The following is a 20430-nucleotide window of genomic DNA, read 5'->3' as shown; positions in this document are numbered from 1 at the left end:
TCACCGCTGCCGCGCCACCCGCCCGTACATGCCGACCATGCGCTCGCCGGTGAAGTCGACCAGCACCACCTGGGCGGCGATCGGGCTGCGGCCCCCGCCGGCGGCCTCGGCGGCGAAGCGCTCCAGCACCCCGGCGACGCGGCGGCACAGCTCCCGCCCGCACGGCCCCAGCAGCCCGGCCTCCTCCCACAGCTCGTAGGCGTGCCGGGCGGTGTTGGCGGCGGCGACCCGCTCGGCCAGTTCCGGCGGCCCGCCCATCGCCGCGGTGATCTCGCCGAGCAGGCCGGTGTCGATGCGCGAGCGCGTGTAGTGCGTCATCAGCACCCCGGAGGCGAGCTTGGTGAGCTTGCCCGCCATGCCGACGAACACCACCTGCGTCAGCCCGTGCTCGACCGCGCGGCGCAGCGCCGCCCCGGTGAAGTCGCCGACCTCCACGAAGCACACCTCGGGCAGGCGCGGCAGCAGCCTCATCGCGCCCTTCTCGGTGCGGCCGCCCGTGCACAGCACCAGCGTCGTCTCGCCCTGCGCCGCCATGACCGACACCGCCTGCTCGACGCTGGCCCGCCACGACGCGGTGGAGAACGGCCGGACGATGCCGGTCGTGCCGAGGATGGAGATGCCGCCGAGGATGCCCAGGCGCCGGTTGGTGGTCTTGCGCGCCATCCGCTCCCCTTCGGGCACCGAGATCACCACGCGGACGCCCCGCCCGGTCGCGGGGTCGGCGACCGCGCGCGGGTCGGGCGGGCCGTCCAGCGGCGCGCCGGCCAGCGCCTCCGCCACCGCCTGCGTGATCATCTTGCGCGGGACGGGGTTGATCGCCGGGCCGCCGAGCTCCAGGCCCAGGCCCGGTTTGGTGACCACGCCGACGCCCTCGCCGCCGTCCAGGTCCAGGCCCGGCTCGCCCCGCCACGACACGTCCGCGGTGATGTGCGCGCCGTGCGTGACGTCTGGGTCGTCGCCGGCGTCCTTGACCACCACCGCCCGCGCCCGGCCGCGCCCGGCGTCCACGCCGGCCTCCTCCACCCGGAACGTGACCCGGTTGCCGGACGGCAGCGCGACCTCCACGTACCCGGGCGGATCCCCGCCGCGCAGCAGCCGCGTCGCCGCCTTGGCCGCCGCCGACGCGCACGTGCCGGTCGTCCAGCCCGTCCGCAGCGCCTTCCGCCGCGCCTTCATCGTGCGCGGCAGGTCCGGTTCCCGAAGCTCCCTGCCGTCGTCGCTCATGGCCGCCCTCCGCAGATCATGGGCGTCGAGCCTCTCGGAGCCGGCGGCGGGCCGCGGGCTCGGCGCGCCGGAAACCGTGGAAATGACCGGGGTGGTACAGGTGCGAGCGGGTGCCCTCGGCGGCCAGGGCGGGGCCGACCAGCACCAGCGTGTGCTTCCACAGCTTGTGCGCCTTGACGGTGGCGGCCAGCTCGCCCAGCGTGCAGCGGAGCACCAGCTCGTCCGGCCAGGTGCAGCGGTAGGCCACCACGCAGGGGGTGTCCTCGGGGTAGCCGCCCTCCAGCAGCTCGTCCTGCAGCTGCCCGGACCGGGCCGCCGACAGAAACAGCGCCATGGTCGCGCCGTGCCGGGCGAACTCGCGGACCTCCTCCCCCGGCGGCATCGGCGTCTTGCCTCCGCCCAGCCGGGTCAGGATCACCGACTGCGCCACCTCCGGGACGGTCAGCTCGCGCTGCACGGCCGCCGCGACCGCGCTGAAGCTGGACACGCCCGGGATCACCTCGGTCTCCAGGCCCAGTTCGCGGCAGCGGTCGAGCTGCTCCTGCAGCGCGCCCCACAGCGCCGGATCGCCGGAGTGGACGCGGGCGACGGTGAGGCCCTCGGCGGCGGCGCGCTCGTAGTACGGCAGGACGCCCTCCATCGGCAGCCGCGCCGAGTCGACGATCTCCGCGTCCGGGCGGGCGTGCTCCAGCACGTCCGGGTGCACCAGGCTGGCCGCCCAGATCACCACGTCGGCGGCGGCGATGGCGCGGGCCGCGCGGAACGTCAGCAGGTCGGCGGCGCCCGGCCCGGCGCCCACGAACAGCACCCGTCCGGTCACCCGTGGGCCCGTCATGCGATCTTTCCTCCTCGGGTGGTGCGGCGGCCCGGCACGATCAGCGTGGACAGGTACGGGACGGGCCCGTCGAGGTCGCGTGCGGGCCGCACGTCCTCGCCGGGCAGGCCGAGCCGCGCGCCGTAGACGGCGTCGTCCAGCCGTCCCGCGTCCTTGAGCGCGCCGATCACCTCGTCGGCGACCGAGCCGAACTTGTAGGCCACGACGGTGTCGCAGGCGTCCAGGGCGGCGCGGAACGCGGCCACGCCACCGGTCAGCGGCACCAGCCCCACCGACTCGGCGCCCTCGGCGAGCACGGTGCCCGAACGCGCCGCCAGGTCCTGCATGGCGGTGATGCCGGGGACGGTCTCCACGACCGTGTCCGGACGCCGCTCGCGCACCGTCTGGGCGAGGTAGGTGAAGGTGGAGTAGACGTTGGGGTCGCCGATGGTGGCGAACGCGACCGTGCGCGCGCCGTCGGCGAAGGCGCGCAGGACGCGGTCGGCCGCCCCATCCCAGGCCGCCGCCCGCCGTCCGGTGACGCCGCCGCGGTCGTTCAGCGCGAACACGACCCGTTCGGCCTTGCCGGTGTAGGCGCGGACGACCGATTCGGCGCGGCCCTCCTCGTCCAGCGACATCACCGGGACCAGCACCACGTCGGCCTCGCCCAGGATCCGCACCGCCTTGGCGGTGACCAGCTCCGGGTCGCCCGGCCCGACTCCCAGGCCGACCAGGCGTGGCGGGTGCCCGGGCGGCGCGTCGTCCAGGTCGGGGCGCAGGAGGGCGTAGACGGCCTGGTCCCGCTGCTCGCCGTCAATGCCGCGCTCGGCGCCGCGCGCGACTCCCTCGCGCCGGAAGCCGCTTTTCTCGGCCACGCGCAGGGAGCCGCGGTCGGCGGTCGGGGCGCGCAGCTCGATCCGGTGCAGGCCGCAGGTGCGCAGCGCCCACCGCGAGACGAGGGTCAGCGCCTCGGTGGCGTAGCCGCGTCCGCGCCAGGACGGGCGCATGCCGTAGCCGACCTCGCAGGTGAGCTGCGACCAGTCCACGCGGAACAGCCCGATCGTCCCGGCGAAACCGCCGGTGGCGCGGTCGGTCACCGCGAAGTGGACGCCGGTGCCCTCCCGCTGGGGAAGGTGCACTTGTCCGTCCGGCCACGGGGCCAGGGTGTCGGGGTTCGGCTCGCGCGGGAAGGTCGGCGGCAGGATGTCCTCGCCCGCCCTGACCACGTCGATGAGGGCGGCGGCGTCGTCCGGCTCGAACGGACGCACCACCACCCGCTCCCCTTCGAGGCGGACGGGTTGGCGGAAGGCGCTTTTCACCGGTCCGCTCCCGCTGATCGACGTCATCGGCACGAGTCCACCATCCTCCGCGCCAAGTGCGGCGCTCCGGCCCAGTGCAGGTGCAGGTAGGACGCGACGCACGCCCCCTGCACGAACCCCTCCGGCCCGGACGGCGACCACTGCCACGCCGGGGTGGGGCCGTGGCCGGGGTCGGTGACGGTGCGGTGGAACTCGTGCCCGCGCACCCGCTCGCCCGTGCGCGCCACCACCGAGTCCGACACCGCGACCGCCGACCGGTAGCCCAGCGTCAGCCGCGGGGCCATCGTCGCGGTCACGTCCCCCAGCACCCCGCACATGGGCGCGCCGTCCAGCTCGCGCGCCAGGTACAGCAGGCCCGCGCACTCGGCGTAGACGGGGCCGGTGAACGACGCCAGCTCGCGGCGCAGCGGCTCGTTGGCCGACAGCTCCGCGGCGTACATCTCGGGGAACCCGCCGCCGATCACCACGCCCCGGGTGCCGGGCGGCAGGTGCTCGTCGCGCAGCGGGTCGAACCGGACGACCTCCGCGCCCGCCGCCTCCAGCAGCTCCTCGTTCTCGGCGTAGCCGAACGTGAACGCCGGGCCTCCGGCGACCGCGATCCTCGGCCGACGCCCCGGCACCTGCTCCGCGGCCGGGGGCTCCCAGGGGGCGGCGGCCAGCGGCGGGGCGGAACGCGCCACCGCCAGGACGGCGTCCAGGTCGCAGGATTCGGCGACCAGCTCCCCCATGCGCCGCACCGTGGCGACCGCGTCGGCGTCGCGTTCCGCCGCCGGGACGAGCCCCAGGTGCCGGGACGGGGTGGCGATGTCGTCGTGCCGCCGCAGCGCGCCCAGCACGGGCAGGCCGACGTCGGCGAGGGCGTCGCGGCACATCCGCTCGTGCGCGTCCGACCCGACCCGGTTGAGGACGACCCCGCCGAACCGCACGTTGCCGAACGTGCGGAAGCCGTGCACGGTGGCCGCCACGGAGCGGCCCGACGCCGCCGCCGCGTCCACCACCAGCACGACGGGCGCGTCCAGCAGCGCGGCGACGTGGGCGGTGGAGGCGAAGTCTCCCCCGGAGTCGTCCACGCCGGCGCCGGCGAAACCGTCGTACAGGCCCATGACGCCCTCGATGACCGCCACGTCCGCCCCTGCCGCGCCGTGCAGCAGCAGCGGCGCGACGAGCTCCTCGGACGTCAGCCAGGGGTCGAGGTTGCGGCCGGGACGTCCGGTCGCCAACGCGTGGTACCCCGGGTCGATGTAGTCCGGCCCCACCTTGTGGGGGGACACCGCCAGGCCCCGTGCCGCCAGCGCCGCCATCAGCCCCGTGGCGACGGTCGTCTTGCCGCTCCCCGAGGCGGGCGCCGCGACCACCAGACGGGGGACGCTCATGCCGCACCCCCCGCGGGCGCGCTCACCATTCGATGCCCTTCTGGCCCTTCTGGCCGCGGTCCATCGGGTGCTTGACCTTGCCCATCTCGGTGACCAGGTCGGCGAACTCCACCAGCCGCGGATCGGCGTCCCGCCCGGTGATGACCACGTGCTGCCGCCCCGGCCGCTTGCGGAGCGCGGCGATGACGTCGTCGACGTCCACCCAGCCCCACTTCATCGGGTAGGTGAACTCGTCCAGCACGTACAGCCGGTAGGTCTCGGCGGCCAGGTCGCGTTTGATCTGCTCCCAGCCCTCGCGCGCATCGGCCGCGTGGTCGGCCTCGGTGCCGGGGCGGCGGATCCACGACCAGCCCTCGCCCATCTTGTGCCAGGTCACCGGGCCGCCCTCGCCGCTGTCGCCGAGCACGCGCAGCGCCCGCTCCTCGCCGATGCGCCACTTGGCGGACTTGACGAACTGGAACACCCCGATCGGCCAGCCCTGGTTCCAGGCCCGCAGCGCCAGCCCGAACGCGGCGGTGGACTTGCCCTTGCCGGGCCCGGTGTGCACGATCACCAGCGGCCGGTTGCGGCGCTGCCGCGTCGTCAGCCCGTCGTCGGGCACCTGAACCGGCTTCCCCTGCGGCATCGCCTAGGCCCCCCTTCTCATGCGGGCGGGCGCCGTCCGGGCGTCCCGGACGATTCCGGCGAGGGACCCGGCGGCCAGCTCGTCCAGCCGGACCACCTGCGCGCCCAGCCGCCCGCCCAGCTCGGCCGCCAGCCCCAGGCGCACCGGCCCCGTCTCGCAGTCGACCACGACGCAGGCCACGCCGGCGAGCCGGGCCGCGGCGGCGGACGGATCGGGTCCGTGGGTGGCGCGGCCGTCGGTCACCACGACCAGCAGCGGACGCCGGGACGGGTCGCGCAGCCGCTCGACGCGCAGCACCTCGGCGGCGCGCAGCAGCCCGGCGGTCAGCGGGGTGCGGCCGCCGGTGGGCAGCCGCTCCAGGCGGCGCGCGCCCGCCTCGACCGACGAGGTCGGCGGCAGCACCAGCGCGGCGTCCCGCCCCCGGAAGGTGATCAGGCCGACCTTGTCGCGGCGCTGGTAGGCGTCCAGCAGCAGGCTGAGCACCGCCCCCTTCACCGCGCGCATCCGCTGCCGCGCGGCCATCGACCCGCTGGCGTCGACGACGAACAGCACGAGGTTGCCCTCGCGTCCGTCCCGCACCGCCTCGCGCAGGTCCTCGGCGGCGACGACCAGGCCGGGCCCGGTGCGGCCGCGGGCGCGCTGGTGCGGTGCGGCGGCGCGCAGCGTGGCGGTCAGGTGCAGGCCGCGGGAGCCGGGGCGGGCGCCGCTGACGCGGCCGTGCGGGCTGCGCGCCTTGGAGCGGCGGCCGGGCGCGCCGGTGCCGGTGCCGGGGACGGTGAACAGGCGCGGCCGGTAGGCGGCGTCGGCGGGCGCGGGCTCGTCCTCGCGCCGCGCACCGGCCCCACCCGAGCCGCCGGCGTCCGGGTCGCCGGTGTCAGGCTCGCCGCCGGCGCCGCCCGCCTGCGGGGCGTCGGCGGACGGGGCGTCCGGTGACGTGCCGGACGGCCCGCCGCCGGGCCCGCCGGGCGGGGGCGGCCCGTCGCCGTCGGGGGGTTCGGGCGGCCGGTCGTCGTGCGCGTCGAGCACCTCGTCCAGCTTGCGGGTGTCGAGGCCGGGGGCGTCGAACGGGTCGCGGCGGCGCCGGTGCGGCAGGGCCAGCCGCGCCGCCGTGCGCACGTCCTCGGTGCTCACCTGCGTGCGGCCGTGCCAGGCGGCCAGCGCGATCGCGGCCCGCGCGGTCACCAGGTCGGCGCGCAGCCCGTCCACCTCGAACGCGGCGCACACGGCGGTGATCTGGCGCAGCGCCGCGTCGGTCAGCTCCACCCGGGGCAGCCGGTCGCGCGCGGCGGCGATGCGGGCGGCCAGCGCCTCCTCCTCCGCGGCCCACGCGGCGGCGAAGTCGGCCGGGGACTGCTCGTAGCGCAGCCGGCGCCGCACCACCTCGGCGCGCTCGTCCGGGTCGCGGGTGGCGGCGACCTCGACGGTGAGCCCGAAGCGGTCCAGCAGCTGCGGGCGCAGCTCGCCCTCCTCCGGGTTCATGGTGCCGACCAGCAGGAACCGCGCCGCGTGCCGCACCGACACGCCCTCGCGCTCGACGTGCGACTCGCCCATCGCGGCGGCGTCCAGCAGCAGGTCGACCAGGTGGTCGTGCAGCAGGTTCACCTCGTCGACGTACAGCACCCCGCGGTGCGCGGCGGCCAGCAGGCCCGGCTCGAACGCCTTCACGCCCTCGGTGAGGGCCCGTTCGACGTCGAGCGAGCCGGTGAGCCGGTCGTCGGACGCGCCGACGGGCAGCTCCACCAGGCGGGCGGGCCGGCGCCGCGCGCCGTGCCCGGTGTGCGGGCCGTCGGGGCAGGCGGGGTCGGGGGCGTCCGGGTCGCAGGAGAACCGGCAGCCGTCCACCACCCGCACCGGCGGCAGCAGCCCGGCGAGCGCCCGCACGATCGTCGACTTGGCGGTGCCCTTCTCGCCGCGCACCAGCACCCCGCCCACTCCCGGTGACACCGCGTTGACCAGCAGCGCGAGCTTGAGGTCGGCCATCCCGACGACGGCGGAGAACGGGTAGCGGGGGGTGCGGGGGGCCGTCTCTTCTTCGGCGGCCGGGCGGCTCATCGGCCCATCAGACGGGGCATGCGTCGTCATCCTTTCCCCTCGGGTGTCCACGCCCGTGGCGGTCGGCTGCGACGGCCGGAGTCTCCTGGCTCCCGGATCGACGTTCCGGCGCCGGCCCCGTCAGGGTCGGCACCGCTCCCCCGGCCTTCCAGCGTCGCCGCCGTGGCCGTGCGCGGGGGAGAACTCCCCGGTCACAGTTGCGGGCACAGCCCCGGATTCACACCGGGTTCCTCCGCGTCCGTCGACTGCACAGCATGACATACCCCCTGAACCGCCCAAGCGGCGACCACGTGAAATGCCCTACGTCGGGTCGCGGGACGGCCTGGGCGCCGAGGGGCCCGAGACGCCCGGGGGCCGGGGCGTCAGGCGGCGCGGGTGCGCACGGCGAACCACACGGCCTTGCCCGGCACGGGCGTGCCCAGGCGCGACAGCGTGTGCACCAGGCCCCAGCGGCCCTGCGACATCTGGGCGACGATGCTCAGGCCCCGGCCGCAGTCGCCGGACGTCCACGAGTAGCCGGGCAGCCGGGCGTCGGCGTAGGCGTCGAACACCGCGCAGCGGATCTCCGCGGGCGGCTGCGCGTCGCCGTCGACCGCCAGCCACAGTTCGTGCGGGCCGTAGTCGGCGGCGTGCTGGTAGGCGTTGGTGGCCAGCTCGCTCACCATCAGCTTGGCGTCGGCGATCGGGTCGCGGGGCACTCCCAGGTCGGCGAGCGTCTCGGCCAGGAGCGCCCGGGCATGGCGGGCGCACGCCGGGCCGCGCGGCAGGGACCAGGCCCAGCCCTCGCGGATGCCGGGCTCCCCGCCCGGCACCGCACACGGCGGCGAAATGTCGTGAATGAGTTCTGTCGTCCTGTGCACGGGCCCTCCCGCGATCAAAAGAGGTGTCGGCCGACTACGCGGTCATCAATCGTCCCGTTACTGTGGGTCCCCCCGCGGTTACTCTTCCATGAGCCTCGCGTGAGAATCTCATTCGCGCAACACCCTTGGCGAGATTGCCCTTACCGGCTTCGGCAATTGCGTTGAGAGGTGCCGACCGAAACGACAGACTCTGCCCTCATGACATATCGGCCGACCGTACGAGGTCGTCGGCTGGCCCGGGAGCTGCGCCGGCTGCGCGAGAACCTGGGCCTGACGTTGCAGGACGTGGCGGACCGGCTCGACTGGTCGCGGGCCACGGTGTCGCGGGTGGAGACGGGGCAGACCCGGCCGAAAGTCGCCGACGTCGCCCGCATGCTGGAGCTGTACGGGGTGCCCAGCCCCGAACGGGACGCCCTGATCACGCTGGCGCGCGATGCGGGCCAGCGCGGCTGGTGGACCGCTTACGCCGACGTTTTCGCCGGAAGTTACGTCGCGCTGGAGGACTCGGCGTCCGCCATCCGCACCTGGGACCCGCAGCTGGTGCACGGGCTGCTGCAGACCGAGGAGTACGCCCGCGCGGTCATCACCGCCGGGCGGATGCTGCCCGGGCAGACGGAGATCGAGCGCCGCATCGCCGCGCGCAAGGTACGGCAAAACTTGCTCGACCGTAAGGACGCGCCGCTGCTGCACGTGGTGCTGGACGAGGCGGTGCTGCACCGGCCGCTCGGCGGGGCTTCGGTGATGAACGCCCAGCTCAGGAAACTGGCCGTCATGTCGGAGCGACCCAACGTCACGGTGCAGGTGCTGCCGTACGCCGCGGGTGAGCACGCGGGGCTTGACGGGCGGTTCACGATCCTGTCCTTTCCGGACCCGGCAGACCCCGATATCGCCTACGTCGAAGGCACCATGGGTGACGTTTACGTTGAAAGCGCAGAGGAAACAGGCGTACACAGGCGTCGCTTCGACCGCATCGTCGAGGCGGCATTGTCCCCCGAGGATTCCGCGCACCTCATCATCGAGGCAGCAGGGAGCAGCCTGTGAACAACCTGCAACGCGAACTCGCCCGCGCCCACTGGCGCACGTCCTCATACAGCGGCAGCGGAGACCAGTGCGTCGAAGTGGCCGCGCTGTCGGACGGCCTGCATGCGGTACGCGACTCCAAGGACCCGTCCGGTCCGGCGCTGATCCTGTCCGCGAAGGGCTGGCAGGCCCTGCTCGGCACCGCACGCACCGCATAGTCCGCCCGGCGCGTCCGTCCGCCCGCCCTGCCCGGGCCCGCCGACGCGCCGTCGTCCGGGGCCGCGGCCGCCGGTCGCGGCCCCGGCCGCTGCCCGGAGCCGCCTTCCCCGCAAAGTAGAACCTGTTCTAGTATCGCGGTGCGCCAACGACCCCGGAGGGTGCCACTGTGACCGCGGACCTCAAGCTCGGCATCAACGTCGGCTACTGGCAGCGCGACCCCGACGACCAGACCGAGACGGTGCAGGCCGCCGACCGGCTCGGCTACCACGCGGTGTTCACCGCCGAGGCGTACGGCTCGGACGCCTTCACCCCGCTGACCTGGTACGCCGCCCGCACCAAGCGGATCAAACTGGGCACCGCCGTGGCGCAGCTGTCGGCGCGCACCCCCGTCGCGACCGCCATGCACGCCCTCACCCTCGACGCCCTGTCGGGCGGGCGGCTGATCCTGGGCGTGGGCGCGTCCGGACCGCAGGTCGTGGAGGGCTGGTACGGGGCCCCGTTCCCCAAGCCGCTCGCGCGCACCCGCGAGTACATCGGCATCATGCGCCAGGTCTGGCGCCGCGAGGCCCCCGTGACCAGCCCGGGCCCGCACTACCCGCTGCCCTACCCGGGCGGCGCCGGGCTGGGCAAGCCGCTGAAGTCGATCGTGCACCCGGTGCGTCCCGACATCCCCGTCTACCTCGGCGCCGAGGGCCCGAAGAACGTCGCGCTCGCCGCCGAGCTCGCCCAGGGCTGGCTGCCGCTGTTCGTCGACCCGGCCAAGATCGAACCGCTGTTCGGCGCGTCGCTGGCGGGCCGCCCGCCGGGCTTCGAGATCGCCGCCACCGTCACCACGATCGTCACCGACGACCTGCCCGCGGCACTGGAGTTCGCCAAGGTGCCGCTGGCGTTCTACATCGGCGGCATGGGCGCCCGCGACCGCAACTTCCACCTCGACCTGATCGGCCGGCTGGGCTACGCCGAGCAGGCCGCCCGCGTCCAGGAGCTGTTCCTGGACGGCCGCCGCGACGAGGCGGTCAAGGCCGTGCCGGACGAGCTGGCCGACGCGATCTCCCTGCTCGGCCCCATCGGCCGCATCAAGGAACGCCTCCAGCTGTGGCGCGACAGCCCCGTGACCACCCTGCTGATCGCCGGCGTCCGCGACGAGCCCACCCTCCGCGCCCTGCGCGACCTCGTCCACTAGCAGCGTCCACCGGCAGGGCCCACCGGCACCGCTCCGGTCGGCCGCCTCCCGGACCGCCCACCCCTCCGTGCGGGCAGCACGTCGCCGCCCGCCAGGTCCAAGGTTTGCCCGATAAGCCCCTTTTGTCACTATCGCACGGTGCGGGCGGGCGGGAAGAAAACGCCGCGTTCACCGCGACCGGTTCGGCGGATCACGCCGCGGGCGGCGGCGGCGCGGCGTAGCGTCGATGCGGAGAGCATCTCTCTGGTCACGTAGCGTTCTCCGAAGGAGCTGCCATGGGAACCGGCGGGGACATGTGGAGCGATCCGCTCCGGCAGTACGAGGACGAGCTCGAACTGGCGGGCAGGCTCAGGCGGCGGCTCGACGCGGCCCTGACCGAGTGCCCCGCCTGCTACGCCACGGTGATGGCGATGTTCGACTGGTGGCAGGCGGCAGGCACGTCGGTCCCCGCCGACAGGCTCTATCCGCAGGCGGCGCGGCGCATGGCCGCGCTGCGGCCGCATCCGGCGCTGACCCGAGAAGAGTTCGCCGAGGCGCTGGACGAGGCGTGCACCGAACCGGCGCTGCTGGTCCCCGACGGCCCGGGGCGCTACGCGCTCGCCGACCAGGTCGGCCGGGTGCTGCTGCCGGCGCTGCCGACGGCCGACGAGGGCGCCGAGCGCCTGGCGCGGGTGACACCGCTGGAGGCGGTGGCGATCGGCAAGACGGCGTGGTACGCCCGGCGCGGCGACAGGGAGCTGGCCCGGCGGGCCTGGCGGCAGGCCGCGCACAGCGACGACGCCGACGCGGCGGCCGTGGCCCGCTGGTACCTGGCCGAGGCGCTGCTGCAGGACGGCGACGTGCCGGCGGCGCGCGCCGCGCTGGAGCGGATCCTGCGCGAGGACCACTTCGCGACCGCGCCGCGGGCGATGCTGGCGCTGGCCGACCTGTGCCGCGAGCAGGCCCCCGACCGGGCGCGCGCCCTGCTGGAGAAGGCGGTCGCCGCGGGCCACCGCGAGGTGACGGCGCGGGCCGCGCACAAGCTGGCGGGGCTGCGCGAACGCCTCGGCGACGAACAGGGCGTCATCGAGGCCATGCGGATCGCCTTCGAGTGGGGGGACGCGCTGACCGCGCCCTACGACGGGCTGGCGCTGGCCGGGCTGCTGCGGCGCGCCGGCGAGACCGGCGAGGCCGAGCGCGTGCTCAAACGGATCATCGCGTGGGACTCGCCGTTCCACACGGCCGACGCCGTGGTGGAGCTGTCGGTGCTGTTCGCGCTGCGGGGCGAGCTGGAGGAGGCCGAGCGGCTGCTGACCGAGGCGATCGAGCGCGAGTACCTGTTCGCGCCGCGGCTGAAGCTCCAGCTGGCCCGGGTGCGGCTGGCGCGCGGCGACGAGGAGGCGGCGCAGGCGCTGCTGGACGAGGCCAGGCGGCATCCGGTCGGGCTGCAGCCGCAGGACATGGCGCAGGCGCACGTCCTGCAGGCGCAGTTCGCAATCGCCCGCGGGGACGACGACGAGGCCGCCCGGCTGTTCGCGGAGGTGCTGCGCAGCCCCGACCCGGTGACCCGCCAGGCCGCCCACCTGATCGCCGTGGCGATCGGGGACGGGATGCGGCCGGGCGGGCCGTGGGCGATACCGGGCGTCGGACCGCTCATGCGGCATCTGATGAACGAGGCCGCCAGCCCGACGCGCGAGTGGGCGGCCTACTGCGCCGGGCTGATCTCCGAGCAGGCCGGGGACGAGGAGGCGGCGGTGTCTGCCTACGTCGGCGCGCTGGCCGGGCGCGCGCCCCGCTACGCCGTGCTGGCGGCGGCCAAGCTCGTCAGGCTCGCCCAGACCGACGCCGAACTGGACCGGTACGTGAACGCCTGCGTCGGGGTGTTCGAGGACGAGGCCGTCGCCGATGTCGCCGAGGAGGGGGTGGCCGAGGCCGTGGTCCCCGCGGCCCGGTTCCTGTGCCGGATCGGACGCGACGACCTCGTCGAGCGGGTGCGCGAGGCGTGCCTCGACCATGTCCAGCGCGGCGGCCCCCAGGCGGCGCAGATCGCCTTCAACCTCGGCGTGGTCGCCAGCGAGGTGTGCGGCGAGGGGCGCTCGGCGCTGGCGCTGTGGGAGCTGGCGGCCGAGCTCGGAGACGCGGAGGTGGCGTCGCGGGCCTGGTACGAGGCCGGCATCGTCCATTCGCAGCGGTTCTCGGCGGTGTCGGCGGCGCGGGCGTTCCAGCGCGTCATCGATATCGGCCATCCCGAGCACGCGCCGCGCGCGGCGCTGGTGCTCGGCGGGCTGGCCGGGCGGTTCCTCGACATGCGCGCCGCGCTCGACGCCTATGAGGCGGCGCTCGATGCGGATGATCCGGCGGTGGCGGTGGAGGCGGCGTTCCATCTCGGGTGCCTGGTGCAGCCGCCGGAGGACGCCGAGGACGCCCTGCACCGGGTGCTCGCCTCCGACGCCGCGACGCCGGAGATGGTCGGGGCCGCGTACGCGCATCTGGGGCGCGTCTACGCCTCGTCCGGCAACCGGCGGCTCGCCCAGCGGTACTGGCGCAAGGGCCGCAACCATCCCGATCCGGCGGTGGCGGCGGCGTTCGCGGTGGCCCGCAAGGCGATCGGCCGCGTCATGACGCCGCGCCGCCGCCGGTGACCGTCAGCCGACGCGGCAGACGATCTCCCCGTGGGTGACGGCGAACCAGCCGTCTTCGGCGCCGGCCCACTCCTGCCAGCCCTGATGGATGCGGTGCAGGTCGTCGCGGGTGGCGTGGCCCCGGGCGACGGCGGTGTCGGCGACCGACGAGCGGAGCATGCGCCCGCCCCACGACTCGCTCCACCACCGGCGCTCCTCGGCAGTGGCGAAGCACCAGCCGGACGCGGTGGCGGTGATGTCGGTCAGGCCGGCCTGCCGGGCCCAGGACACCAGGCGCCGCCCGGCGTCCGGCTCGCCGCCGTTGCCGCGCGCCACCGCGTAGTAGACGGGCAGCCAGGCGGCCATGCCGGGCGGCTCGGGGTACCAGGCCATGGTGCCGAAGTCGGCGTCGCGGGCGGCCACCACGCCGCCGGGCCGGCACACCCGGCGCATCTCGCGCAGCGCGCGCACCGGGTCGGCGAGGTGCTGCAGCACCTGGTGGGCGTGGACGATGTCGAACGTGTCGTCGGGGAAGTCGAGCGCGTAGACGTCGCCGGTCACGAAGGTGACGTTGCCGACCTGGCGTTCGGCGGCGAACCGGCCGGCCTCCCGCACCACCTCCTCGGCGGCGTCCAGCCCGGTGACGTGTCCGGGCGCCACCAGTTCGGCCATGCCGACGGTGATGGTGCCGGGCCCGCAGCCCACGTCGAGCACGCGGGCTCCGGGACGCAGATGCTCCACCAGGTAGGCGGCGGAGTTCTCGACGGTGCGCCACCGGTGGGAGCTCAGCACGGTCGGGTGGTGCCCGTGCGTGTAAGCGCCGGATGCGGACATGGGGCCTCCTGCGTCGTCGGAGGCCCCACCCTAGACCGCTTGCCCAAGTACTGAGAAATGCGTCTTGATATGTGAGATGAGATCAGGCGGCCACCGCCTCCACCAGCGCGTACTCCTCGGGACGGAGCAGGCGGGTGGGGACGAGCACCCGCACGGTGTCGGACCGGTCCGGCATCGGGACGACGACGGGCTCGTCCACCTCGTCGTAGGCGTTGAGCACCTGGCCGGACAGCGTGGTCAGCCAGGGCTCGATCAGGGTTCGTTCGGCGGGGCCGTACAGCCACGGGCGGGTGAGATGGAACGTGCGGGCCGGATCGCTCACTGCCACTTCCCCTTCCTGCTGCCCGGAGGGTCGAGCAAGCCACGCGCCAATGGGCGTCACAGGTGGATACGTACGTCGCAAGCCCAGCGGTTCGACCTGTATTCCCTGCTCACCCGGCGGACACACCTGAAACTAGCGGCCGCCTCCGACATTTGCGCGAACGCGCGTCCGAGCCGTTGACGCTCCGTCAGCGGATGATGGACAGGATGCGGCAGGCGGCGGCGCCGAGCCGCGCGTCGCCCTCCATCCGGGCCCGCGCCACGGCCACGTCGGGGTGGACCATCCGCACGCACAGCCGCCAGGCGGTGCCCGGGTCGAGGCGGACGACGGCGGCGGGCGCGGCCGTGGGCGGCGGGGCCAGCGACCAGCCCGCGGCGGTGGCGGTCGCCGTCCACGCGCCCAGGCCGTCGACACGCATCTGGACCTGCGCGCCCTCGTCCGCCGCGACGTCCCGCAGCGTGTGCGGCAGCGCCCGCATGAAGGTGTCGAGCAGCGGTTCGGGCGGACGCTCGTCCGCCAGGCCCACCGCCAGCCGGATCTGCTGCCGGTGCGTCCAGTACTCGGTGTAGTCGCGGGCGCAGTCCAGCCACAGCGGGGCGGGGTCGGCGCCGGCCCAGGTCACCGGTCGGCTCGACCCGTGCGGGTCGGACCGCTGCCACAGGTCGGCGATCTGCCGTCCGGTCATCTCCAGCGTCTCGATGAGGGAGCGGGTGCTGAGCCGGTCGGCGGCGTCCACCCACTGCTGGTTGGCGCGGTGGATGAACGCCTCGAACCGCTCGCCGGGCTCGGGCGCGCTCCGGGGCCCCTGCTGGCCGTCGCGGTCGTGCGCCAGCCGGCCGTAGTCGTCGCCGAGCAGGTGCGCGGCGACGTCCTTGACCGTCCAGCCGGGCACGGCCTCGCGCGCCCAGTCGGTCGGCTCCAGATCCCGCAGCAGGGTCAGCAGGGCACGCCGTTCGGGCGCGAACAGGTGCCGTGCGTCGATGGGCGGTCCCAGCCAGGAGAAGTCGGTCACGCCTCCGAGTGTTGCGGGTGCGGCCCCGGCGGTGCACGCGCATCGCGGCCGTGTCAGTCCGGGCGGGGCGCCGGGTCGGCGGTGACCGAGCGCAGCAGCGGACGGCTCAGCGCGCTCGCACCGAAGATCCCGGCGAAGCCGAGCGCCGCGAACGCCGACAGCGTCAGCAGGCCGGCGGTCCCGACGCCCATTGCGAACGGCAGCGCGAAGAACATGCCGGTCAGCAGGGAGCCGCCGCCCATGACGACGAGCGGGATGAGCGTCTCCTGGCGGCGCGCCCGGTCCAGCACCGGCAGCGGGGTGCCCGCCAGGCGCAGCATCGCGTAGGTCTGGCGGCGGTCCAGCACGGCGGACGCCCCGGTGATCCCGGCGCTGGTCATCGCGACCAGGAACGACACCGCCAGCACGGCCAGCGCGCCGGTGCGCAGGTCGGCCATCAGGTGGCGGGCGGTCGGGTCGTCGGCCGGAGTGGTGGCGGGCTGTCCGGGCACGACGCCGGTCAGCGCGGTGCGGGCGCGGTCGACGGCGGCCGCGCCGCCGGGCACCGCGGCGGCCACGACGTCGTCGCGCGCCGGCCCGTCGCCCATGTCGGCGCCGTCGTCGGAAGTCTCGGCGTGCCGCACGGTGACCTGCGCCGACATGCCGGCCAGCCGCTCGCGCACCCGCGCGGCCACGGCCGCCGACCGGTCCGGCGGGACGGCCAGTTCCAGCCGGTCCGCCGGCCCGCCGTCCAGGGCGGCCTGCGACGGGTTGAGCAGGCACAGAAAGCCCGCGACGAAGCCGGTCAGCGCGACCCCGGCGACGGTGCGCCAGGCGGCGCGGGGATCGTCGACCAGGCGCCGGCCCGCCAGCAGCCGGGCGGGGCGCCGGGCGGTCGCAACGGTGAGGCGGCCGATCAGCGCCACCACCCACGGCCCCACCAGGTTGATCGCCAGGAAGGCCAGTGCCACGAACACCAGCAGCACGACCAGCCCGGCGCGGCCCATGCCGGTGAGGCTTCCGCCCACCGCGCCGAACCCGGCGAGCACGGCGACGAGCAGCAGCCCGCGCACCGCCCGCAGCGCCGGCGGGGTCTGTCGCCGGGCGACGCCGAGCGGGCTGACCACCACCCGGCGCAGCCCCACGACGGCGCTGATCCCAACGAGCACGGGCACCGCCCCCAGGATCCCGGCCGACCACAACGCGTCCGGCCAGAGGTCTCCGGCGAACCAGCGTCCGCCGCCGATCGTGATCCGGGCCAGCGCAGGGACGGACGCGGCGTACAGCAGGGCCCCGGCGACGGCCCCGGCCACCGCCGTCAGCACCGCCTCGGCGACGGTGATCGCGACGACCTGCCCGGGGGTGGCACCGACCAGGCGCAGCGCGGCCAGCCGCTGGTCGCGGCGGGCGACGGTGAGGCGGGCGGCGGCGCCGCCGAACACCAGCAGCGGCACGACCATCAGCACCGACGCGACGGCGGCGAGCATCTGGTACACCTGCGGCACCGGCGACACCGCCCCGGTGGCGTAGTGGTCGATGCGCTGCGGCGACGCGGCGGTCTCCCTGACGGACCGGTCGTCACGGCCGGCGGTCATCACGGGGTCGCCGGGGGCGCGTCCGACCACGGCGACCAGTTCGCCGGGGTGGACGAGCGCGTCCCGGCCGAGGACGCCGGCCGGCGTCCGGCTCGGGAACCGGGCGGCGAGCTGGTCGGGCGGCAGCCGTCGCATGAGGTCGGCCAGCGCCGGGGACGCCCACACCTCGCCGGGGCGCGGGAAGTGCGGCATGCCGGGCGGCACGGGCACGCGTCCGTCCACCGCGGCCAGGTCGACGACGGTGACGGGCCGACCGCGGACGTAATCGGTGGACAGCGCCTGCACAGCCGTCGCCCTCCCCTCGGACATCCCGGCGGGGTGCCGCCAGGCATCGGCGTCGGCGCGTTGCGCGAAGCCGTGGTTGACACCGGCGGCAAGCAGCAGCAGCCCGGTCGACACGGCCACGGCGGCGAAGGTGAGCAGCGCGCCGAGCATGCCCCGGCGGCCGCCGCCGCGCAGCAGCCGCCAGGCGAGTCCCAGGGTCGCCGGCATCACACCGCTCCCGCGGTCAGCAGGCGGCCGTCCCGGACCTCCACGGTGCGGTCGCACCAGCGCGCCACGTTCGGGTCGTGGGTGACCAAGACGAGCGAGGCGCCGTTGCCCCGCGTGGCGTCGACCAGCAGCCGCATCGTCTCGTGCCCGGTGCGCTGGTCGAGCGCCCCGGTCGGCTCGTCGGCGAACACCACGGCGGGACGCGTCACCAGGGCGCGGGCGATCGCCACCCGCTGCGCCTGCCCGCCGGACAGCTCGCCCGGGCGGCGGTCCTCCATCCCGGCCAGGCCGAGCGGGCCGAACCAGGCGCGGGACGCGGCCACCGCCTCCCGCCGGGGCGTGCCGCCGAGCATGAGCGGCAGCGCGACGTTCTCCACCGCGGGCAGCTCCGGCAGCAGCTGCCCGAACTGGAACACGAACCCGAAGCGGGTGCGGCGCAGCTCGCTGCGGCGCCGCTCGCCGAGGGTGTCCACGCGCTGCCCGAGCAGCAGCACCCGTCCCGCGTCCGGCTTCATGATCCCGGCGAGGCAGTGCAGGAGGGTGGACTTGCCCGAGCCGCTCGGCCCCATGATCGCCACCGTTTCGGCCCGGCCGACCGCCAGGCCGACGCCGTCCAGCGCGACCGTGGCGCCGAAGCGTTTGATCAGGCCCTCCCCGATGAGAACCGGTTCGGTCACGCCGCGGCCTTCCCGTGCCGGGCGGCGCCGCCGTCCTGCGGCCGGGTCCGGCGGCGGTGGCGGACCGAGTCGGCGATCTCGCGGGCGGGCATGACGATGCCGCCGTAGACGACGAACGCCCCGAACGACACCGCCACCGGCAAGTAGATCCAGGTCATCGCGTTCATGCCACCAGCCTGCGAGAAGGGGGCGGTGCACCGCATCGGACCGCGGTCCGGTCCTGGCCGGGCGGTATCGGCCGAATGGTCGATCCGCCCGTACCGCCGAGGTCGTAGCCTGCGTGCCCATGAGGGAACCGGGCGCGGTGCTGGATCGCGTGCACTGGGTGGGCGGCTGCCTGGTGCGTGTCATGGCCGCGGGCATGGGCGGGTTCTTCCTGCTGATCTGCCTGCTCCACATCCGCTCGCACTATGCCCTGATCGACCTGTGGACGATCGGCGCCGCCGCCGTCGTCATGTTCGCGACGCTGCCCGCCCGGTTCACCGCCGGCTGGACGGTGCTCGCGGTGAGCCTGTCGGCGGCGACCACCGCGCTGCTGGCCGTCCATCCCGAGGGCGTCCACCAGCCGAGCGTGCTGGTGGAGGCCACCGCGCTGCTGGTGCTCACGGTGCGGGTGGTGTGGCGCACCGGGCGCGACCGGGTCGTCCCGGCGACCGCGCTGGTGGCCGGGACGGCCATCGCCCGGGTGTCGGTGCTGACACTGGCGTCGGTGGCCCCGCCGCTCGCCATGCTCGTGGTGGCCGCGCCGATGGCCGTGCTGGTGGCCGTCGCCATCGGCATCGGGCTGTACCTGCGGGCGCTGGACGCCCGGCGGGCCCGGGCGGTGCTGCAGGCGCGCCGCGACGAACGCCTCGAACTCGCCCGCGACCTGCACGACTTCGTCGCCCACCACATCACCGGGATCGTCGTGCAGGCGCAGGCCGCCCGGTTCGCGGCGCAGTCGGGGGCGGCGCAGACCCCCGAGCAGCTCGACGCCACCTTCGCCGGAATCGAGAAGGCCGGGACCGAGGCGCTGACGTCGATGCGCCGCATGGTGAGCCTGCTGCGGGACGCCCAGCACACCGATCGCGCGGCGCCGCACGCGGGTGCGCAAGGGGCGCCGGCGGAGACCGGCCGGGACCGGGGGTCCGCCGGACGGCCGGGGCGCGGCGGCTCGGCCACCCGTCCCATCGCGGACCTGAGCCAGGTGGAGGAGCTGGTCGCGGGGTTCACCGACCTGCCCGTCACGCTCACCGTCGACCCCGGCCTGGGCGACCTGCCGCCCGAGATCGCCACGTCGGTGCACCGCATCGTCCAGGAGGCGCTGACCAACACCCGCAAGCACGCGGCGGACGCGACGCAGGTCCGGGTCGAGATCGTCCGGGTGCCGGACGGCATCGAGGTCGGCGTGCGCGACAACGGTCAGGGGCGCGGGCGGCGGCTGCCGTCGAGCGGGTTCGGGCTGGTCGGCCTGGCCGAACGCGTCGAGGCGCTGGGCGGCCGGATGCGCGCGGGGCGCCGCCCCGAGGGCGGCTGGGAACTGGTGGCGGTGCTTCCGTACGCCCAGGTGCTGCGAGAATCGAGCGCGTGACCATCCGCGTACTGATCGCCGACGACCAGGAGATGGTCCGGACCGGATTCCGGATGATCATCGATTCGCAGCCCGACATGCGGGTGGTGGGCGAGGCGGCCGACGGCGCGGCGGCCGTGGCGCAGGCCCGGCGGCTGCGGCCGGACGTGTGCCTGTTCGACATCCGGATGCCCCGGCTGGACGGGCTGGCGGCGACCCGCCTGCTGGCCGGGCCGGACGTCGCCGACCCGCTGCGCGTGGTGATCGTCACGACGTTCGACATGGACGAGTACGTCTACGGGGCGCTGCGCGGCGGCGCGGTCGGGTTCCTGCTGAAGGACAGCGGCCCCGCCCTGCTGGTGGAGGCCGTCCGGGCCGCCGCCAACGGGGAGGCGCTGGTGTCGCCGTCGGTGACGGTGCGGCTGCTGGAGCACCTGGCCGTCCCGCCCGCCGAGCCGCGCCCGCTCCGCGACGGTCTCACCGACCGCGAGCTGGACGTCGTCCGCCTGGTGGCGCGCGGCCGCACCAACGACGAGATCGCCCGGGAGCTGTTCGTGTCGCTGTCGACGGTGAAGACCCACCTGAGCAGCGTCCAGCGCAAGCTGAACGCGCGCAACCGCACCGAGATCGCCGTCTGGGCCTGGGAGTCCGGCCTGATGCGCTGACGCTGCGGGCTGACGC

General features: G+C 75.3%; 19 protein-coding genes and 1 riboswitch. Of the genes, 6 read left to right on the top strand and 13 right to left on the bottom strand.

Features of this window, described 5'->3' with window-relative positions; translation table 11 throughout:
* The 7 genes from QSK22_RS18745 to QSK22_RS18715 all read right to left on the bottom strand — a co-directional run bounded on the left by QSK22_RS18745 (position 1) and on the right by QSK22_RS18715 (position 8267).
* Complete coding sequence (locus QSK22_RS18745) at positions 1–1224, bottom strand: cobalt-precorrin-5B (C(1))-methyltransferase (RefSeq protein ID WP_285495510.1); 1224 nt, start codon at positions 1222–1224, stop codon at positions 1–3.
* Between the two features lie 16 nt (positions 1225–1240).
* A complete protein-coding gene (gene cobM, locus QSK22_RS18740) occupies positions 1241–2059 on the bottom strand; it encodes a precorrin-4 C(11)-methyltransferase (RefSeq protein ID WP_285495508.1) in 819 nt (272 codons plus the stop codon).
* The gene (gene cobI / locus QSK22_RS18735) at positions 2056–3357 is read right to left on the bottom strand and encodes a precorrin-2 C(20)-methyltransferase (protein WP_285495507.1); all 1302 of its coding nucleotides are present in this window, start codon (positions 3355–3357) and stop codon (positions 2056–2058) included. The genes cobM and cobI overlap by 4 nt, the downstream gene beginning before the upstream one ends.
* 23 nt (positions 3358–3380) lie before the next feature.
* The gene (locus tag QSK22_RS18730; RefSeq protein ID WP_285495506.1) at positions 3381–4730 is read right to left on the bottom strand and encodes a cobyrinic acid a,c-diamide synthase CobB; all 1350 of its coding nucleotides are present in this window, start codon (positions 4728–4730) and stop codon (positions 3381–3383) included.
* Positions 4731–4752: 22 nt separating this feature from the next.
* On the bottom strand, positions 4753–5355 hold the full coding sequence (gene cobO / locus QSK22_RS18725) for a cob(I)yrinic acid a,c-diamide adenosyltransferase (protein ID WP_285495505.1): 603 nt from the start codon (positions 5353–5355) through the stop codon (positions 4753–4755).
* Positions 5356–5358: 3 nt separating this feature from the next.
* Positions 5359–7407: a putative cobaltochelatase gene (locus tag QSK22_RS18720; protein WP_285495504.1), complete on the bottom strand. Its 2049-nt coding sequence runs from the start codon at positions 7405–7407 to the stop codon at positions 5359–5361.
* 79 nt (positions 7408–7486) lie between these two features.
* Positions 7487–7639: riboswitch (cobalamin riboswitch) on the bottom strand.
* 130 nt (positions 7640–7769) lie between these two features.
* Positions 7770–8267 (bottom strand): ATP-binding protein, encoded by a 498-nt coding sequence (locus QSK22_RS18715; protein ID WP_285495503.1) that lies wholly within the window; start codon positions 8265–8267, stop codon positions 7770–7772.
* 168 nt (positions 8268–8435) lie between these two features.
* Here QSK22_RS18715 and QSK22_RS18710 point away from each other — a divergent pair, with 168 nt between their 5' ends.
* The 4 genes from QSK22_RS18710 to QSK22_RS18695 all read left to right on the top strand — a co-directional run bounded on the left by QSK22_RS18710 (position 8436) and on the right by QSK22_RS18695 (position 13310).
* Positions 8436–9308, top strand: coding sequence for a helix-turn-helix domain-containing protein (locus QSK22_RS18710; RefSeq protein ID WP_285495502.1), 873 nt, complete (start codon positions 8436–8438; stop codon positions 9306–9308).
* Complete coding sequence (locus QSK22_RS18705) at positions 9305–9505, top strand: DUF397 domain-containing protein (RefSeq protein WP_285495500.1); 201 nt, start codon at positions 9305–9307, stop codon at positions 9503–9505. The genes QSK22_RS18710 and QSK22_RS18705 overlap by 4 nt, the downstream gene beginning before the upstream one ends.
* Before the next feature lie 167 nt (positions 9506–9672).
* A complete protein-coding gene (locus QSK22_RS18700) occupies positions 9673–10689 on the top strand; it encodes an LLM class F420-dependent oxidoreductase (protein ID WP_285495499.1) in 1017 nt (338 codons plus the stop codon).
* 275 nt (positions 10690–10964) lie between these two features.
* The gene (locus QSK22_RS18695) at positions 10965–13310 is read left to right on the top strand and encodes a tetratricopeptide repeat protein (RefSeq protein WP_285495498.1); all 2346 of its coding nucleotides are present in this window, start codon (positions 10965–10967) and stop codon (positions 13308–13310) included.
* Between the two features lie 3 nt (positions 13311–13313).
* Here QSK22_RS18695 and QSK22_RS18690 read toward each other — a convergent pair whose 3' ends face one another.
* The 6 genes from QSK22_RS18690 to QSK22_RS18665 all read right to left on the bottom strand — a co-directional run bounded on the left by QSK22_RS18690 (position 13314) and on the right by QSK22_RS18665 (position 18367).
* On the bottom strand, positions 13314–14123 hold the full coding sequence (locus QSK22_RS18690; protein ID WP_285495497.1) for a methyltransferase domain-containing protein: 810 nt from the start codon (positions 14121–14123) through the stop codon (positions 13314–13316).
* 82 nt (positions 14124–14205) lie between these two features.
* Positions 14206–14445 (bottom strand): hypothetical protein, encoded by a 240-nt coding sequence (locus QSK22_RS18685; RefSeq protein WP_285495496.1) that lies wholly within the window; start codon positions 14443–14445, stop codon positions 14206–14208.
* Between the two features lie 187 nt (positions 14446–14632).
* A complete protein-coding gene (locus QSK22_RS18680; protein ID WP_285495495.1) occupies positions 14633–15457 on the bottom strand; it encodes a maleylpyruvate isomerase family mycothiol-dependent enzyme in 825 nt (274 codons plus the stop codon).
* Positions 15458–15510: 53 nt separating this feature from the next.
* Positions 15511–17523 (bottom strand): ABC transporter permease family protein, encoded by a 2013-nt coding sequence (locus tag QSK22_RS18675; RefSeq protein WP_285495494.1) that lies wholly within the window; start codon positions 17521–17523, stop codon positions 15511–15513.
* Positions 17523–18200, bottom strand: a complete 678-nt coding sequence (locus QSK22_RS18670) for an ABC transporter ATP-binding protein (RefSeq protein WP_285495493.1) — start codon at positions 18198–18200, stop codon at positions 17523–17525. Before QSK22_RS18670 ends, QSK22_RS18675 begins: the two co-directional genes overlap by 1 nt.
* Entirely contained in the window at positions 18197–18367 is a 171-nt protein-coding gene (locus QSK22_RS18665) for a hypothetical protein (RefSeq protein ID WP_285495492.1), read from the bottom strand. The genes QSK22_RS18670 and QSK22_RS18665 overlap by 4 nt, the downstream gene beginning before the upstream one ends.
* A 119-nt stretch (positions 18368–18486) precedes the next feature.
* Here QSK22_RS18665 and QSK22_RS18660 point away from each other — a divergent pair, with 119 nt between their 5' ends.
* A complete protein-coding gene (locus QSK22_RS18660) occupies positions 18487–19770 on the top strand; it encodes a sensor histidine kinase (protein WP_285495491.1) in 1284 nt (427 codons plus the stop codon).
* Entirely contained in the window at positions 19767–20414 is a 648-nt protein-coding gene (locus tag QSK22_RS18655) for a response regulator (RefSeq protein WP_285495490.1), read from the top strand. The genes QSK22_RS18660 and QSK22_RS18655 overlap by 4 nt, the downstream gene beginning before the upstream one ends.
* The last annotated feature ends 16 nt before the right edge of the window (positions 20415–20430 follow it).

Origin of the sequence: Actinomadura sp. NBRC 104425 (assembly GCF_030269545.1) — a bacterium.
GTDB lineage: Bacteria > Actinomycetota > Actinomycetes > Streptosporangiales > Streptosporangiaceae > Spirillospora > Spirillospora keratinilytica.
This window is presented reverse-complemented; position numbering and strand designations above follow the sequence as displayed.

Coding starts and splice junctions, on each gene's coding strand:
- QSK22_RS18745 (WP_285495510.1), bottom strand. CDS start 1,224: ATGAGCGACGACGGCAGGGAGCTTCGGGAACCGGACCTGCCGCGCACG.
- cobM (WP_285495508.1), bottom strand. CDS start 2,059: ATGACGGGCCCACGGGTGACCGGACGGGTGCTGTTCGTGGGCGCCGGG.
- QSK22_RS18730 (WP_285495506.1), bottom strand. CDS start 4,730: ATGAGCGTCCCCCGTCTGGTGGTCGCGGCGCCCGCCTCGGGGAGCGGC.
- cobO (WP_285495505.1), bottom strand. CDS start 5,355: ATGCCGCAGGGGAAGCCGGTTCAGGTGCCCGACGACGGGCTGACGACG.
- QSK22_RS18720 (WP_285495504.1), bottom strand. CDS start 7,407: ATGAGCCGCCCGGCCGCCGAAGAAGAGACGGCCCCCCGCACCCCCCGC.
- QSK22_RS18695 (WP_285495498.1), top strand. CDS start 10,965: ATGGGAACCGGCGGGGACATGTGGAGCGATCCGCTCCGGCAGTACGAG.
- QSK22_RS18690 (WP_285495497.1), bottom strand. CDS start 14,123: ATGTCCGCATCCGGCGCTTACACGCACGGGCACCACCCGACCGTGCTG.
- QSK22_RS18675 (WP_285495494.1), bottom strand. CDS start 17,523: ATGCCGGCGACCCTGGGACTCGCCTGGCGGCTGCTGCGCGGCGGCGGC.
- QSK22_RS18665 (WP_285495492.1), bottom strand. CDS start 18,367: ATGAACGCGATGACCTGGATCTACTTGCCGGTGGCGGTGTCGTTCGGG.
- QSK22_RS18660 (WP_285495491.1), top strand. CDS start 18,487: ATGAGGGAACCGGGCGCGGTGCTGGATCGCGTGCACTGGGTGGGCGGC.